12 protein-coding genes, 4 tRNA genes, 1 other RNA gene, 1 pseudogene and 1 other annotated feature are annotated in these 17,218 nt (G+C 48.4%); of the genes and pseudogenes, 2 read left to right on the top strand and 16 right to left on the bottom strand.

The window, feature by feature from the left end:
• Window positions 1–9: 9 nt before the first annotated feature.
• The 6 genes from dnaG to ACMP1L_RS09105 form a co-directional block, all read right to left on the bottom strand.
• A complete protein-coding gene (gene dnaG, locus ACMP1L_RS09080; protein WP_418452769.1) occupies window positions 10–1,785 on the bottom strand; it encodes a DNA primase in 1,776 nt (591 codons plus the stop codon).
• Window positions 1,786–1,848: 63 nt separating this feature from the next.
• Entirely contained in the window at window positions 1,849–2,859 is a 1,011-nt protein-coding gene (locus tag ACMP1L_RS09085) for a deoxyguanosinetriphosphate triphosphohydrolase (protein ID WP_118732725.1), read from the bottom strand.
• 142 nt (window positions 2,860–3,001) lie between these two features.
• A tRNA-Leu gene (locus ACMP1L_RS09090) sits at window positions 3,002–3,085 on the bottom strand.
• Between the two features lie 202 nt (window positions 3,086–3,287).
• A tRNA-Leu gene (locus tag ACMP1L_RS09095) sits at window positions 3,288–3,371 on the bottom strand.
• A 4-nt stretch (window positions 3,372–3,375) separates the two neighbouring features.
• Window positions 3,376–3,448 (bottom strand) — tRNA-Asn (locus tag ACMP1L_RS09100).
• Between the two features lie 27 nt (window positions 3,449–3,475).
• Window positions 3,476–3,559, bottom strand: a tRNA-Leu gene (locus ACMP1L_RS09105).
• Window positions 3,560–3,772: 213 nt separating this feature from the next.
• Here ACMP1L_RS09105 and ACMP1L_RS09110 point away from each other — a divergent pair.
• Entirely contained in the window at window positions 3,773–5,245 is a 1,473-nt protein-coding gene (locus tag ACMP1L_RS09110) for a sensor domain-containing diguanylate cyclase (RefSeq protein ID WP_418452770.1), read from the top strand.
• Here the strand turns inward: ACMP1L_RS09110 and ACMP1L_RS09115 are convergent.
• From ACMP1L_RS09115 to ACMP1L_RS09150, 8 genes and pseudogenes are all read right to left on the bottom strand, one after another.
• Window positions 5,242–6,831, bottom strand: a complete 1,590-nt coding sequence (locus tag ACMP1L_RS09115) for a potassium/proton antiporter (protein WP_418452771.1) — start codon at window positions 6,829–6,831, stop codon at window positions 5,242–5,244. The genes ACMP1L_RS09110 and ACMP1L_RS09115 overlap by 4 nt on opposite strands.
• Window positions 6,832–6,995: 164 nt before the next feature.
• Window positions 6,996–7,352 (bottom strand): 50S ribosomal protein L20, encoded by a 357-nt coding sequence (gene rplT / locus ACMP1L_RS09120; protein ID WP_118529968.1) that lies wholly within the window; start codon window positions 7,350–7,352, stop codon window positions 6,996–6,998.
• A gap of 33 nt (window positions 7,353–7,385) precedes the next feature.
• On the bottom strand, window positions 7,386–7,583 hold the full coding sequence (gene rpmI, locus ACMP1L_RS09125) for a 50S ribosomal protein L35 (RefSeq protein ID WP_002603682.1): 198 nt from the start codon (window positions 7,581–7,583) through the stop codon (window positions 7,386–7,388).
• Between the two features lie 32 nt (window positions 7,584–7,615).
• On the bottom strand, window positions 7,616–8,110 hold the full coding sequence (gene infC, locus ACMP1L_RS09130) for a translation initiation factor IF-3 (RefSeq protein WP_118529966.1): 495 nt from the start codon (window positions 8,108–8,110) through the stop codon (window positions 7,616–7,618).
• 289 nt (window positions 8,111–8,399) lie between these two features.
• Window positions 8,400–8,714, bottom strand: coding sequence for a DUF1540 domain-containing protein (locus ACMP1L_RS09135; RefSeq protein ID WP_118529964.1), 315 nt, complete (start codon window positions 8,712–8,714; stop codon window positions 8,400–8,402).
• Between the two features lie 79 nt (window positions 8,715–8,793).
• Entirely contained in the window at window positions 8,794–10,731 is a 1,938-nt protein-coding gene (gene thrS / locus ACMP1L_RS09140; protein ID WP_177303731.1) for a threonine--tRNA ligase, read from the bottom strand.
• 108 nt (window positions 10,732–10,839) lie between these two features.
• Window positions 10,840–11,052, bottom strand: a binding site (T-box leader).
• Between the two features lie 91 nt (window positions 11,053–11,143).
• Window positions 11,144–12,763, bottom strand: coding sequence for a hypothetical protein (locus ACMP1L_RS09145; RefSeq protein WP_418452774.1), 1,620 nt, complete (start codon window positions 12,761–12,763; stop codon window positions 11,144–11,146).
• 156 nt (window positions 12,764–12,919) lie between these two features.
• Window positions 12,920–13,621 (bottom strand): annotated as a pseudogene (locus ACMP1L_RS09150) (DNA/RNA non-specific endonuclease); the annotation flags it as partial.
• A gap of 460 nt (window positions 13,622–14,081) precedes the next feature.
• On the opposite strand from ACMP1L_RS09150, the gene ssrA reads away from it, so the two are divergent.
• Window positions 14,082–14,421: a transfer-messenger RNA gene (ssrA, locus tag ACMP1L_RS09155) on the top strand.
• 111 nt (window positions 14,422–14,532) lie between these two features.
• Here ssrA and ACMP1L_RS09160 read toward each other — a convergent pair.
• Both ACMP1L_RS09160 and ACMP1L_RS09165 read right to left on the bottom strand, forming a co-directional pair.
• Complete coding sequence (locus ACMP1L_RS09160; RefSeq protein WP_177303733.1) at window positions 14,533–15,573, bottom strand: branched-chain amino acid aminotransferase; 1,041 nt, start codon at window positions 15,571–15,573, stop codon at window positions 14,533–14,535.
• Between the two features lie 267 nt (window positions 15,574–15,840).
• A partial coding sequence (locus ACMP1L_RS09165) for an InlB B-repeat-containing protein (protein WP_418452775.1) occupies window positions 15,841–17,218 on the bottom strand: 1,378 nt, incomplete at its 5' end.

Raw genomic sequence — 17,218 nt, forward strand, 5'->3', positions numbered from 1 at the left:
GTAATTCCTTTAGTCAATGGATATCTGCAGCGTTTTCAGTGCTGCCTGCTGCTTTATGATCTCCTGGAGCGCCGCAATGTCTGCCGCACTCCGGCTGGCCTCATCCAGGCTGTTTTTCTTTACCTTCAGCACGGTCTCGGAAAATGCTTTTCGCTGTTCTTCATTATTTAAAGAGTCATCCAGGCTTGCGTTGAACAGCGCCGCAACCTGTTTATATTGTTCTTCATCGTTGATATACCGATTCAGGATCCCGGCCGGATTGATATGTCCCTCCCGGTGCCCGTCAAATACCTGCTGAGCCACCTCATGGTACAGCGGTTCCTTAAAATCATCCGGTCCAATGATACCATCAATCTTTTCAAATAATTGCGGACGCTCGATCAGCCAGGTAAGAAGCAGACGCTGGGAGCGGCGGATGCCGTCATCCTTCTCCTTCTTTTTTCTGCGTTCCCTCGGTTCGGATGCTTCCTCGTCCCGGTGTCTGACCGCAGCAGGACCAAACTGGTTTCCAAGGCGGTTCACCAGACGCCGCAGATCCTCATATGGGATAAACTGTGCCTGTGCCACCGCCCGGATATAATTGTCACGCTCCAGCGCTTCCTGGAATTCCAGAAGCTTTCTGGCCGCAGCGTTATAGAATTTTGTCTTCTGCTCCGGATCTCCCAGGTCATATTCCCGTTTTAAGACATCAATCTCAAACAGAAAGCTGTTCTGTGCATTCGCAATGCGTTCCCGGAACGCATCGGCTCCCATATTCCTGATGAATTCATCCGGATCCTTGTAAGGCTTTAAATTCAGCACCTTGGTGGAGATGCCAACCTCTTTTAAGATCGGAATAGCCCGGAGCGCCGCCTTCACGCCGGCCCCGTCACTGTCGTAGGTCAGGATGACCGTATCCGTATAGCGTTTTAACAGCACCGCCTGCTGTGTGGTAAACGCTGTACCCAGGGATGCCACTGCATTGGTGAAGCCCGCCTGATGCATGGCGATCACATCCATATAGCCCTCACAGGCCAGCATATATTTTTCCCGGCTGGTCCGGGCATAATTCAGTCCGTACAGATTACGGCTCTTGTCAAAGACCAGTGTTTCCGGAGAATTCAGGTATTTCGGTGTTCCATCTCCCATAACGCGTCCGCCAAAGCCAATGACACGATTGTTCACGTCCATGATAGGGAACATAACGCGGTTCCAGAACTTGTCATGGCTGCCTCGTTCTTCCATGGTCACCAGGCCGCTGTCGCGCAGTATTTCGTCTGTATAGCCCCTGGAGCGCAGATACTGATACAGGTCATTGCTCGTCTTATTGGCAAACCCCAGTCCAAACCGGCGAATGGTATCATCAGACAGCTCCCGTCCGCGAAAATAGTCATAGCCAAGCTTACCATGCGGCTGATGCAGCTGGTAATAAAAATAATTAGCAGCCAGCTTGTTGATCTCCAGAAGAGTCGAACGCCTGTCTGCTTTCGCCCTCTCTTCTTTGGAATACTCCACCTCCGGCAGATGAACGCCGGCCCGGTCTGCCAGCACCTTCAAAGCCTCCGGAAAGGTGTAATTCTCATATTCCATCACGAACGTAATGACATTGCCTCCAGCCCCGCACCCGAAGCAGTAATACATCTGCTTCTGGGGTGAAACGGAAAACGATGGTGATTTTTCATTATGAAAGGGGCAGAGTCCAAAATAATTTGCCCCTTTCTTCTGAAGTTTTACATATCCAGAGATCACATCTACAATGTCATTCCTTGTGCGCACTTCTTCTACGACATCTTCCGGATAATACATGAAGCTCTCCTTTCCCTGTCTCTTTCATCAGATGAATCTGTTCCGTATCTGATCGGATACGCCTTAATGCACCTTCCATGACTTCGGAATAAACAGTTCCTCGAATTTGTCAATGGAATAGCTGTCGCTCATGCCTGCAATGTAGTCGCAGACCACCCGTTCCTTTGGCTCTTTCCGTTCCCGGATCATCAGCAGATATTCTTCCGGAAGCTCTTGCGTGTGTTTCAGATAATACTGATATAAAAACACCAGAAGCTGCTGGGCTCTGCCCTCTTCGGCTTTCGGCACTTTATTCTCGTAAACATTTTCAAACATCCAGCGCCGGAGACCCTGCATTGCTTCCTCAATATGAGAAGACATGAGGATCTCAGGACGGTCCATGCTCTGCAGGATGATATCATGGATCAGCAGATTCAATCGTTCCCTCACGCTGTGCCCCAGCACATCCGTGTACTTTTCCGGAAGCTGATCTTCGGTAAAAATCTTTGCCCGGATAGCATCATCGATATCATGGTTAATATAGGCAATCTTGTCCGAAAGGCGCACGACACATCCCTCCAGTGTAGAAGGATGACCGCTGGTTCTGTGGTTCATGATGCCATCGCGGACTTCCCAGGTAAGATTTAAGCCCTTCCCATCTTTTTCGAGTACTTCCACCACCCGCACACTCTGCAGATAATGCGCAAAGCCATAGGGACACAATTCATCCAGGATCCGTTCGCCGGAGTGTCCAAAGGGCGTATGGCCCAGATCATGTCCCAGGGCAATGGCCTCAGTAAGATCCTCGTTCAGGCGCAGGGCGCGGGAAATGGTACGGGAAATCTGTGCCACTTCCAGCGTATGGGTCAAACGGGTACGGTAATGGTCACCCTCCGGAGCCAGAAATACCTGGGTCTTATGTTTGAGTCTTCGGAAGGATTTGCAATGGAGAATCCGGTCACGGTCGCGCTGATATGCAGTGCGGATGTCACAGGGCTGTTCCTCACGGTCACGCCCCCTTGTGTTTTTGCTCAATGATGCATAGCAGCTCAGATAATCTGCCTCCCAGGCTTCCCTCATCTCTCTTATGTTCATCAGACACCGCCCCTTTCCGGACTTTGCTCATTGCTTCGCATAAATTATAATAAGTATAGCATAATTTTTGAAATTTTCATACTATTTTCCGGTTTTGGGCATGCAAAAAAGCGAAGAACTTTTCGTTCTCCGCTTTCGCTGATGCAGAAGATGGGAGTCGAACCCACAAGGTATTGCTACCACACGGACCTGAACCGTGCGCGTCTGCCAATTCCGCCACTTCTGCGAACCATTTGCTCAGCGATCACTCACCGAACCAACAAGTATATTATATCTAACTCCATATAATTTGTCAACTGCTTTTTTGATTTTTTTAAAAATATATGTTTCCGTGAAAACATGTGAAAAAATGTCAATTCAGAAATTTTTGCCGTGTAACTTCCTATAAAACAAAAAAACGAAGAACCTTTGCTCTCCGTTTTCACTGATGCAGAAGATGGGAGTCGAACCCACAAGGTATTGCTACCACACGGACCTGAACCGTGCGCGTCTGCCAATTCCGCCACTTCTGCAAAGCTCCCCGAGTAGGACTTGAACCTACGACAGCGCGGTTAACAGCCGCGTGCTCTACCGACTGAGCTATCGAGGAATGTTCCCGTATCTTTCTGGAAGATACTGCGGGAGATGGGACTTGAACCCACACGACATAACTGCCACTAGATCCTTAGTCTAGCCTGTCTGCCAATTCCAGCACTCCCGCGAACGTTTAATAATATATCACAGTTTTCCTGTTCTGGCAAGTACTTTTTCTTTATTTTTCAAGTTTTTTTCTTCTTGTATTTACTTCTTTCAATTTTCCCGTTTTGACACATTTTTTATCCATTTTGTCAAATTTTCAATCCGCATTCTGTAGAATTTCCGGCAAAATTTGATATAATTAACTATAATAAGTAAAATCCGAGGGAGTATGCCTATGAAGAAAAAGACAGAGACACCCTTGCAGGGTTACCTATCCAGTATAGCGGCTTTTATCATTGCCACAGCTATGGGCATCCTTGTATTTTCCATCGCATCCCATCATGCCGCAGATCAGCTGGCCCAGAAAAAGCTTACCTCGAATATTTCCAGGCAGAGCATCCATTTTGAAGAGATTCTGAATGTCAACTACCAGTTTCTGGACGGTGTTGCCGCGCAGATCGGAGCAGAGGGCGAACTCATCTCTGAAAAAAACAAAAACATGCTTTCCGCCATCCAGTCCACCACGTCTATCGACCATGTAGCCCTCATTGAGCCGGACGGCACCTCCCACTATGAAAACGGTGATATAAAGAATGTCTCCCACCGCAGCTATTTCCAGGAGGGCATAACCGGAAAGCGGACACTGAGCGATCCCGTTCAAAGCAGCATTGACCATGAAACCCGTGTCATTCTCAGCGTGCCCGTTCTCCATGACAATGCAATCATCGGTCTTCTCAGTGCGTCCTACAATGTAACTGAGCTAAACCATCTGATCTTCGATGATCTGTTTGGGGGTGAAGGCTTTTGTATCATTATTAATGAAGACGGAGACATCATCACACTGGACGGCAATTCTACACACCAGATCATCAGCTATGGTGACAACTTTTTCGACTTTTACAGTCAGTGGACTGTCTGCGGAAAAGATTCTCTGCAGACAATCCGCGATGCATTTCAGGCAAAGACGCATGGCCTGCTCAAACTGTCTCAGCCGGGAATTCAAAAATCCGGCCGCTATGTTGCCTATGCTCCGATTCTTTTAAATAACTGGATGATATGCTATGTGATTCCGGTGTCCGTTGCAAACGCGAATTACAGTTTCATTCACAATTATGAGCTGATCCTGAATGCCTATTTCATACTCCTGGTCATTCTTCTGATCGGACGCATTGTATCCGTCCACACCAGAGACTACAACGAGCTGGTACATACCGCGCAGATCGATGGTCTGACTGCTGTATATAATAAGGAACATACGCAGCCCGCCATTGATGAATTTCTGCGGACGAGCCGTCCGGATGCGCTTCATGCGTTTCTCATCCTGGACATCGACAAGTTCAAGAGCGTCAATGATACCTACGGACACGCTGTCGGTGACAAAGTCCTGCATCGCGTGGGCGAATTCTTAAAGAACCAGTTCCGGGACGATGATATTATTGGGCGCGTTGGCGGCGATGAATTCGTGATACTCATGAAGCAGGTTTCCTCCCGGGATGCTGCCCTTTCCCGTGTCCAGAGCATGCTGGAGCACATCCGCTCCGTAAAGCATGCAGAAATGAACGGACAGGCCATCACCTTCAGTGTGGGCGTCGCCTTCAGCCCAGAGCAGGGAACCCGATTTGATGACCTGTACCGCAATGCAGATAAGGCACTGTATCAGACAAAGCGCGGAGGACGCAATAACTTCTCCGTCTATGAAAAGGCTTAATATTTGGCTATGATCAGGATATCGCCTTCCTGAATCCTGGTATTTCCGGTCGGGATGAGGGTTTCTTCCCCTCTCCTGACAGATACTACCAGCGTCCCTTTCGAGAGAGGGATTTCCTTCAGGGTTTTTCCGGTCCACTTGTCTCCCTTGACCGTAGTTCTCTCCCGCAGGATCAGATTTTCTCCTTCAGTGAACTCCGGGGCAGCAAGGATCAGAAGGTCGCCGGCCAGAAGCAGCGTATCTCCATTGGGGATACGCTTTTCTTCTCCCCGGAGGATCATTACGATCAGCATTTCCGGTGGGAGACTGATGTCTCTTACCCTTTTGCCGCAAAACAGATGCCCTTCCTGAATATGTGTCTTTACAAAATGGATACTGCTTTCCTCCTCATAATCATTGAAGGTACGGCGCACATCCATATTCCGGTCGATCATCCGAAGCTTTTCGGATACCAGCGGCAGAAAAGTCCCCTGCACTGCAATGGAAAGAAGTACCACGCAGAACACCAGATTGTAAAGATTATAGTGCATCGGCACTTTGCTCAAAACGGCCATGATCGCAAACACGATGGAGGCAGCGCCGCGCAGTCCCGCCCAGGATACCACGCCAATCTGACGGATATGGGACCGGAACGGCAGAAGAATGGCTGCTACCGCCGCCGGACGGGCGATCACCGTCATAAACAGCATGATCAGTGCTGCCGGAAGCAGGACCGCCGGAAGCTCACTGGGTGTCGCCAGAAGCCCCAGCAGGAAGAAGATCATCATCTGCGCAATGCCCGTGACCGTATCAAACACATGCATCAGATTCCGTTTTTCCGGAATCCGGGAATTTCCCATGATGATGCCGCACAGATACACTGCCAGATAACCATTTCCGCCAATTACCTGCGGCAGCGCGTAGCTCACCAGCATAGCTGCCACTGCAAAGATCGTATTGCCTTCCTCGATCTGAAACGAGAACCGGTCTATCGCCCAGACAGCCAGACGCCCAGCCACTGCACCGCACACAAGACCAAATCCGATCTGCTGCGCCAGCATCAGCGGAAGGGAAACTGCTTTTCCGCTCATCATGGCGATGAATACCACCGTCAGCATATAAGATACCGGGTCATTCGAACCGGATTCCAGCTCCAGAAGCGATGCCGTATGATATTTCAGATCCAGCTTTTTCGTGCGCAGGATATTAAATACAGACGCTGCGTCCGTAGATGCGATCACCGAGCCAACCAGAAAGCTCTCCAGCCACGGCAGACGCAGCACCAGATGTACGAACACGCCCACAAATCCGGTGGTCAGCGCCACGCCCAGTGTGGACAAAAGCAGCGCCTTTGCAGCCACACTCTTTGCTTCCTTCACATTTGTCCCAAAGCCTCCGTAAAAGATAATAAAGATCAGGCTGACAGAACAGATCGTCTCCGTTACTCCATAATCATCAAATACAATCCGGAAGATCCCATCTTCCCCAAACAGCATTCCCAATCCGATAAAGATCAGCAGGGACGGCACAGCCAGCCTGGAGGTTACGCGTCCCATCAGGACACAGATCATGATCACAACGCCAACAAGCAGGATAATCTGATTCAAAGATCCACTCCTTTCGTTTCACAAATCCGGCACGCCCGGTTCCGGTTTCGTACTCCTGTTACTCCTTAGAACAACAAAACCCGTCCGGTTTTCTCTCAAAAACCAGACGGGTCCACGGCAGAATCAGCTCTGCCACTATGTTAAATTTTCGTTCAGATTCTGAATTAAGCTAATTTAGCTTTTGCCAGCTCAGCCAGTTTAGCGAAGCCCTCAGCATCGTTGATAGCCATGTCAGACAGGACCTTACGGTTCATCTCAACACCAGCCAGCTTTAAGCCATACATGAACTTGCTGTAGGACAGACCGTTGATACGTGCTGCTGCGTTGATACGAGCGATCCACAGCTGACGGAACTGTCTCTTTCTCTGCTTGCGGCCTGCGTAGGAGCTGGTCAGAGCTCTCATTACAGACTGCTTTGCTACTCTATACTGTTTAGAACGTGCTCCTCTGTAGCCTTTAGCCATCTTCAGCACTCTATTGTGTTTCTTCTTTGCGTTCATACCGCCTTTAATTCTTGCCATCGGTTTTTCCTCCTTCTTAAACTAATCAGTCTATTACAGATATGGTAAAATCTTCTTCATTACCTTTGCGTTGGTAGCATCGGTAACGATATCTTTTCTAAGATTTCTTTTTCTCTTGGTAGACTTCTTAGTTAAGATGTGAGATTTGTATGCTTTATTTCTTACCAGCTTACCGGTACCGGTCTTTTTGAAACGTTTTGCAGCTGCTCTGCTTGTTTTTAATTTAGGCATTATAACTTCCTCCTTAATCTTTCTCTTTGCTTTTACTTCTTGGCAGTCAAAAACATAACCATGCTTCTTCCTTCCACTTTGGAAGGCTTGTCAATGGTTGCGATATCCTTTAAGCTCTCTGCAAAGTCATCCAGGATATACTTGGACTTGGACATGTGCGCCATCTCACGACCACGGAAACGTAAGGTAACTTTGACTTTATCGCCCTTTTCCAGGAACTTTCGTGCTGCGCCCGTTTTTGTGTTCAAGTCGTTGGTGTCAATATTCGGAGACAACCGCACTTCTTTAACCTCGATTACCTTCTGTTTTTTTCTAGCTTCTTTTTCTTTTCTTGCCAGCTCGTAACGATATTTACCGTAATCGATAATCTTACAAACCGGTGGTTTTGCCGTCGGAGCAATCTTTACGAGATCCAGTTCCGCGTCCTGAGCCAGTTTATAGGCTTCCTTCGCGGACATGATACCCAGCTGCTCGCCGTCTTCACCAATCAATCGAACTTCTTTGTCTCTGATCTGTTCGTTAATCATTAACTCGCTAATAGTCGTGCACCCCCATCATAGAATTCTGCATGTCTGTTTTTCTGCATAAAAAAAGTAGATAGAATATTCTATCCACCCTCAAAAGCATCGCATAGGACGTTGATGCCGCCGCATATACGCATTCTTTGCTATAAACCAGGGTCACTTGCTCGTGCCGAGGTGAGGTGGATACCTACTTTCCTGCGTTGTTCTCACAACTTATGTTACTATACTATGAATCCCCGGGAAAGTCAAGCACTTTTCCGGGGATTTTTCATATTTTTTATTTTGCTATTTTTCAGGACATCTGAAAGGTGGTGCAGAGCGTCTGTTCCGCCCTGCTTGCCCCATCCCCGGCAATGCCGATCTTCGCAGCCGCACAATGGCGGTTATCGTTGTAGATACACTGTACTGCCTCACAGTCTACAGACAAGCTGCTCTCCGGTGTTTTAAAAACGTTCTTAAAGAGACCGCCCTTGTTTTCATCGAAGCTTCCGCAGCAAGTCTGTTCTTTTTCTTTCGCGTCATGTCCGTCTACCAAGATGGACTGTTTGCAGCAGCAATGATCGGCATTGTGAAGACAATTTGTTACGTTGCACTCTAATTTCGTCATGGAACCCATACCTCCTGTTGGTTAATATTTATTTCACAGGTCTAGTATGGGTTTCTTTTCGGAAATCTATGCAAAAAACTTACTTCTGCTCTGCCTTCACCTCAACAGCACGTGCTTCTCTGGAAACAATTTCCTTTTTGATGTTCTCGATGAAGCTCTCTAAGGATGCCTGGCCCTCATCGCCTTTAAAACGGCTGCGGACAGATACCACTCCGTCTTCCTCTTCCTTCTGGCCAACTACCAGCATATACGGAATCTTGTTCTTCTGAGCCTCACGGATCTTGTAGCCGATCTTCTCAGAACGGGTATCTACCTCTACGCGGATATTTTCTGCATCCAGGGCAGCTTTTACTTTCTCTGCATAGTCCATGTACTTGTCAGAGATCGGGAGTACCTTTACCTGTACCGGAGCCAGCCAGGTCGGGAATGCGCCTGCAAAATGCTCGATCAGAATACCGATGAAACGTTCGATGGAGCCGAAAGCAACTCGATGGATCATGATCGGACGATGCTTCTCGCCATCTGCGCCGATGTATTCCAGCTCAAAACGCTGCGGAAGCTGGAAGTCAAGCTGAATGGTACCGCACTGCCAGGTTCTTCCGATGGCATCGACCAGATGGAAGTCAATCTTCGGTCCGTAGAATGCGCCGTCGCCCTCGTTTACGACATAGTCCAGACCCATTTCATCCAGAGCGCTTCTCAAACCGTCTGTAGCCATCTCCCAATCTTCATCACTTCCCATGCTGTCTTCCGGACGGGTAGAAAGCTCAACATGATATTTGAAGCCGAACAGCTTGTAAACGCTGTCGATCAGCTGTGCAACCCCTTTGATCTCATCTTTGATCTGCTCCGGAGTCATGAAGATGTGCGCATCATCCTGAGTGAAGCAGCGCACACGCATCAGACCATGCAGCTGACCGGATTTCTCATGACGATGAACGATACCAAGCTCGCCCATGCGCAGCGGCAGGTCACGGTAGGAACGCGGCTCGGAAGCATAAACCAGAACACCGCCCGGGCAGTTCATCGGTTTGATCGCGTAGTCCTGATCATCGATCACGGTGGTGTACATGTTATCTTTGTAGTGATCCCAGTGGCCGGAGGTCTCCCACAGGCTTCTGTTTAAGATGATCGGGGTGGAAATCTCTACATAACCTGCCTTTTTGTGGATCTCTCTCCAGTACTCTAACAGGGTGTTTTTCAGAATCATGCCCTTCGGCAGGAAGAACGGGAATCCCGGGCCAGCCTCGTGCATCATGAACAGGCCAAGCTCTTTGCCCAGTTTTCTGTGGTCACGCTTCTTTGCCTCTTCCATCATGGTAATATAAGCTTCCAGTTCTTCTTTCTTTGCGAACGCAGTTGCGTAGATACGGGTCAGCATCTTGTTATGCTCGTTGCCTCTCCAATAAGCACCTGCAATGCTGGTCAGCTTGTAAGCCTTTCCAACTTCCTTGGTATTCATTAAGTGCGGGCCTGCGCAAAGGTCAGTAAACTCGCCCTGCTTGTAGAAGCTGATCTCCTCACCCTCCGGAAGATCCTCGATAAGCTCTACCTTGTACGGCTCCTCTTTTTCTTTCATCAGGGCCAGTGCCTCTTCTCTCGGAAGGGTAAAGCGCTCTAACGGCAGTGCTTCTTTGATGATCTTCTTCATCTCAGCCTCGATTTTTTCCAGATCGTCTGCTGTGATCGGGGTCTCGAAATCGATATCATAATAGAATCCGTCGGCAATAGACGGACCGATCGCAAGCTTTGCGCTCGGATACAGTCTCTTGATAGCCTGTGCCATAACATGGCTTGCGGTATGACGCAGTGCCGCAAGACCCTCTGCATCCTTCGCAGTCAGAATATTCAGCTCACAGTCCTTATCAATGACCGTACGCAAATCCTCTGTCTGTCCGTCCACTTCTCCGACGCATGCCACGCGTGCCAGTCCTTCGCTGATGTCACGGGCGATATCGATAATGGACATAGCCTGTGCATATTCTTTTTTGCTTCCATCTTTTAATGTGATGATCATGCCTTTTTTCCTCCTGGTATTCTTTATTAAAATGATGATACAAGGGACGATAAGGATTTTCAAAAATGAAATAAAAAAGTCCCCTGCCTGATGCGCTCTGCGCACCGGACAAGGGACGACAATTCTTTTATCGCGGTTCCACCCTGTTTGCCGCCTGATATTTCAGACAGCCGCTTCATTCTGATGGTAACGGAATCACCGGATCCGATTAAGGACCACTCCGAGCTGGTTTTCCTGCCGGCTTTCTCATAAGATGCTCACACCACTTGCATCTCTCTCTGAATGACTCTGCCAGAGTACTCTTCTCATCAACGTGTTAACATATGAAAATATCTCTCATATCTTCACTGATTATAGCACGCAAGACCCAGATGTCAAGCACTAAAAACTGAATTTCTTCCGAAACAGCGTCTTAATCCATACTCGCGTTTAAAGAGCGCATAGCACTCATGCAGCTGAGTTCATTTCCATCTATATCACGGAGCTGTCCATCCTGGACAAAATTGTATACATGGATGTTATCCAGGTACAAATCACCATCAGCTTCAAAGCTTACCTCATAGAACCCCCTTCTGCCAAGATTCAGATCATACTGCCTTGCCCCGTTTACCTCCACAGTCCGGCTCATGGCCCCAAGCTTTACGGTCAGCGTTGCCGGTCCGTCACTGTCTGCGTTAAAACGGACATGGCCATCGTGAGTACTGCGGCCTCCGATCCGGTGTCCCACTTTCTGCGAAAGGCTTCCTCCGCTCTCAAGATAAAGCTGATTGCTGCCAGCCCGTTCTACCACGCGTCCGCCAGTCACATTCCATCCCCTGGTCCCCAGGGCGAACTGATGATTATAAACCGGATTATTCGTATAATTCCGGTATGTCCAGACCGCATAACCGTTTGTATGGGTCCGCAGCGTATCCGGAATTCCGGTAAGGTACGCCCCGCGATGGCTTTCTGCCAGTCTTGCATTCTGTTCAAAGCCTTCGGTAACATCCATGTAGAGCAGCTGGTCAATAAAAACCGGCTTGCCTCCATTATTGGCCCGGACAAGAGAAAGCTGTTCATTCATGGTCTTTATGGCTTCCTCTGCAGAAAGCACATTTCCAAAGCCGTGCCCCATGGATACACTGTACATCAGGGAGGTGTACTCTGCGTTACCACATTGAAAAGTACCATAATGCGATGCTCCTGTTTCTCCGTTTCCATCCTGTGCACTCACAGGATCGACATCCAGCCGGACCTCCATAGACAGTCCCGGAAATACCTTCTGGGTATCTTCCAGAAGGTCATTCAGAAAGTCATCGTAAAAATCATAAAACAGCTTAAAGGCATAATCTTTCCTGGCAGGAATATAGATATTGTCATAGCTGGTAAATACTTCTTTTGGCTGATAATATTCGTTCACCTGTTTTAAGGTATAATGTTTTTTCAGCCATGCCTGATAGCCGCAGTTCTTCGCCGCAATGCGGCTGTTAGCTCCTGCTCCAAAGTTTCCCGCATCTTCGACATAGTTCCAGAAATCCTCCCAGGTCATAAATCCTCCGTGGAAGTTGGAATGAGCCGATGCCGTCCGGTAGATCTGTTTTGCGTATGCCAGCCACGCTGCACGGGTAGATGGGTCTTTTAACAGATCACGGAAACGTCCTGTTGTCACATCATCATTATAATAGTCCCATACATAGCCAACCCGCAGTTCCACCATAAGCCCGTGGGCATTTGCGACATTCATAACCTTGTCGAGTTTCTGAAACGCGTAACGGTTGTAGGAAAGTGGGAGTACCCCGGGCTGAAATTCCCGCCACGGAACCACCAGCACAATACTGTTAAAACCATCTGCCGCGATCTGCGCCAGTTCTTCATCCATGTGATCGCTCTCCGAGTTCCAGAAGTTGCTCACCCAGGCATCCGAAACATAAGTTGCCGCTTTCAGGTAAGAAGGTGCCGCTTCACTGCGAATACCAGATAGAGACACGGACACTGCCACTGCGATCGCCGTGAACCCCATTCCGAGGGTACGGACCAGCTTGTTCTTTTTCATATGTAACTCCGCCATTTTCCCGTTACTCACCAACATATGCATGTAACGTTTTTCTTCTGTTATACCAGATTTTAGCATAGTTACATACGGTCCGTCAATGTTGCTCGTTAACAGCGTAATTTTCAGTTCAGAAAATTCCTACCTGTTGACAGCAGCATTTTCTCCTGTTGCATAATTGATCACAACCCCCGGCTGCACATTATACACGTAAACGCAGTATTCCACACCATCACCCTCATCTTCTACAGATTCTGCCTCCATCAGCACACCGGATGCCACCAGGTTGTCTCCCTCAAAGACCGGCGTCACCCGGTAGAGCACATGGTTGTCTGTTTCTTTGACGTAATCTGCCACCAGATTCTCGAAAGGCAGCATACCATCTACATTCAGATAACGGGTACCGGTGATCAGGTTTTTCTCATTGGCATTCTCGGCGGTTAGCTGGTAACCGATGAGATGGCAGCGGTTGTACAGGTATTTGCCATCCACAAAATCATATTTGGAGATCTGCCAGCCGCTTGGCTTCACTTTGCTGATGGAACCACGCTTTTCCGTAGGCATCAGATCTGTGCCGACACTGGCATAAGCCGTGCTGCAGCGCCCCAGGTTATCCAGATCACTGTAGTATTCAAAGGATTCACTGGTCAGATCAAAAGCTGTAAAGTATGGGATATTGCCATTTACAATGGCATATGGCTCCCCGGAATAGGCCGGGATAGCCGCAAGATCCACGTAGACCTCTGCGCCCGCGCCGATTTCCGTGCCGGATGGAACTGTGGCAAAATCACTGCTGTCTCCAGACGCAGCCTGGCCGCTGCCATCTGCTGCCGGTGTTTCACTATCTGGTGTTTCTGATATCGCATCATCTGGCGCGGCGCTGCCTGCAGGTACCTCTGCATTTCCGCCATCTCCGACGGCCTGAGAATTTTCGGCATCCACTGTAGTTTCATAGGCATCCAGAATATTGTCCACAGCCTGCTCCAGCTGCCCAATGTTTTTCTGGCTGACACCCACCGCCGCCAGGATCATGGCCACAACGGCGAAAATGGCCGCTCTGCCTTTCTTTCTCGCTTTCGCCTTTTTATAGCGCTTCACGCCGCGCTTCGCCTGATTGTATACATTCTTTTTTCTGCTCATGGTGTATTTCTCCTGCTGTCGTTGATTTTTGTATTCCTGTTTATTTTCGCATAAATCATAGATTTGTCAAGAATGTATGTTCGATTATTTTTCAAATACTCCTTCCGTTCATTGACAAATAAGAAACTGCATGCTACAATACACATGTTTCTATCATCGGCAGGTCACGATGAGCCAGTAAGGGGTTGTACTGGTTTCGACGGGGATCATGCAGCTGGTGAAGCTATCCGCATGCGGTGCGTTAAACGGCAAAATTAAAATTAAACGCTGAAGATAATTTAGCATACGCAGCCTAATGGCTGCTGTCAGCCTTAGTGCACTCACACATTAAGAATCTGGCATCGACTATGTGAGAAACGACATGTACTAAGCTTTGCGTGCATGGGCGTATCATGAAGCTACTGAAACCGCAAGAGTGTCTGTTCCCGTGCGGCAGAGGGAATGTCAAATAACAGACTATGATAGTAGAAGAACAGGGAATTGGTTTTCGGACAGGGGTTCGATTCCCCTCAGCTCCACTTAAAAAGTCGCGCAAATACGCGACTTTTTCTTTTTGTTTTCTTTCTAGCTTAAGCTCCAAAAAAGCTCCGGCGCCAAAATGCCAGAGCTTTTTTCATATATTCTCTCAATTACTATTTGATCTTGTGGATCCAGCCTTCCGGAGCTTCAATCTTGCCCATCTGGATGCCGGTTAAGGTATCGTACAGTTTCTGGATGGTCGGTCCCATCTTCTCCATGCCGCTCGGGAAGCAGATTTCTTTGCCGTGGTCTACAACCTTACCCACCGGTGAGATCACTGCTGCAGTTCCGCACAGTCCGCACTCTGCGAAATCGCCAAGTTCAGACAGTTTTACCGGGCGCTGGGTTACTTTCAGGCCAAGGTAATTCTCTGCTACATATACCAGGGATCGTCTGGTGATGGACGGCAAAATAGAATCAGACTTCGGAGTTACCAGCTCGCCATCTTTTGTTACGAACAGGAAGTTTGCTCCACCGGTCTCCTCTACGTAGGTTCTGGTTGCCGGATCCAGGAACATATTCTCATCGAATCCGTTTGCATGGGCAACCTCATGTGCATGCAGGCTCATTGCATAGTTTAAGCCAGCCTTTACATGACCGGTTCCGTGAGGTGCAGCACGGTCGAAGTCACTAACACAGATGGTGATCGGCTTCGCGCCACCCTTAAAGTACGGACCTACCGGAGTTACGAGAATACGGAACTGATACTCGTTGGACGGTTTTACGCCAATAACCGGTCCTGAAGCAAACATATATGGGCGGATATAAAGAGTTGCCCCACTACCATACGGCGGTACCCAGGCCTCGTTCGCTTTAACAACCTTGTCCAGAGCCTCCATGAAACGTTCCTTCGGGAACTGCGGCATCTCCAGTCTTGCGCAGGAGTCCATCATACGCTCTGCGTTTAAGTCCGGGCGGAAGGTTACAATGCTGCCGTCCTCGGTGGTATATGCCTTTAAGCCCTCAAAGCACTCCTGACAATACTGCAGGATACCTGCGCACTCGTTGATGACTACGTTCGGATCCTCAGTGAGGGTACCCTCATCCCATTTTCCATCTTTATAATTTGATACATAGCGGTAATCGGTTGTTACATAGCTGAATCCGATATTGCCCCAGTCAAGATTTTTCTTTTCCATTGTCTTATCCTCCATCTCTGGTTTCCCATGGACCCCGATGCGGTATCCTGATGCATTTGCCGTTTTGTCATCCGCGGGAAGATTTGTAATCGATTGATTAATGAACATTATAGACCCGACTGTTCTGAAAATCAATGGTTGATTATCAATTTCCCTATACATGTGCTTCATGATAGATATAATTCGAATTCATAATGTCATCCTTTTTCATAACTATACACCGCTATTTTCCTGACATTCCAGGCTCAGTTTTCCCAGAAACAGATCGATATTCCGACTGATTTATTTTTCTTTGCGATCCCATGCACCCTTTTCGTCTACATAATATCCATCTGATGTTTTCTGTCCTGCATACATAATGCCCCTTCTACCATCAGATACCGGATGGAAATAATACCAGACACCATCAATCAGAACCCAGCCAGTCTGCATGCCTCGTTCCGGATCCATATAGAACCAACCGCCAAATGCTTCATCCCTAAGCCAGCCAGTTTTCGCATAACCATTCTCGTCAAATGCCCACCAATTGCCATTGATAAGTTCCCAAGCATATGCACTGCCGGACATACCATGCTTTCGGCCTTTCGGATAGCTGTTATCCGCAAAACGGAGCCACCAGCCATGTTCATTCTGCATCCAGTGACTGTAACCATCATTGGCCGTGCTGTTGGCTGCGCCAGTTATGATGCCGCGATCACTACTGATCCTACCCTTGATCGGATCTTTTCTGATTGCGGAAGAGGATGTATCACGGTCAGAGGAAGAATCTCTGCCACCACCATCGCTTGATTTTCTTTCAAAAACAGCTTTTACAACCACATTACCGGCTGGCATGGTAAATACATCGCCACTGATCGTCACGTCGCCGGAAACAATCTGCCATTCCTTAAAGCGATAGCCACTGTTTGGCGTTGATGTCAGCGTGATTTTCTCGCCCATCGTTGCAGAAACAGGAGCAGCAGATGCGGAACCATTCCCATCGTTTTCTACGGTTACGGTATAAACGGTCAGGTCATAGTAGAGTTTCAAGGTCACAATATCTGCCGCACTGCTGATCTTTTTTAACGTACCCATGGAAACACTTCCAACCGCATCCGGGTTATAAGTGTAGCCTGTGTAGATTTTCGGCTCGGCGGTAACATTCGAGCCGATTTTGTCTCCAAGTTTTTCTGTTTCTTCCAGCGTATAGCCATTGTCACTGGCCTTGTAATGCTCCACGACATAGTTTACCGTATCGCCGGGGATAATTGGCGTGGTGTTCCGCATCCATTTTGCGTAGAACTCTTTGTTGCCCATGTCGTCGCTGCTGATCTCCGTAACAGGAGTGCCGGAAAAGCTGCTGTCTGCATACCAGCCTTCAAATGTATAGCCCTCTCGGGTTATATCGTTCTCTGTCGGCAAAGTCGCACCTACGCCATAGGTATAGCTTATCACATCTTTTCCGTCAGCAATCGTACCACCGTTTGTTTCCAGCATTACGGTATAAGTCATAGGTGTCCATTGCGCCGTCAGGGAAGTTACACCTGCAGGAACATCTGCACCAGGAATATAAGAATTCCCATCGCTGCCCTGCCAGCAGAAATCAGTATCCGTTTTCCCGATTGGACTGGACAGGCCGGAACTTTCGGGAGCCGTGAAGCTCTCACTGTTTTTCACAACG

Origin of the sequence: Ventrimonas sp. (genome assembly GCF_048380235.1) — a bacterium.
Taxonomy (GTDB): domain Bacteria; phylum Bacillota; class Clostridia; order Lachnospirales; family Lachnospiraceae; genus Brotaphodocola.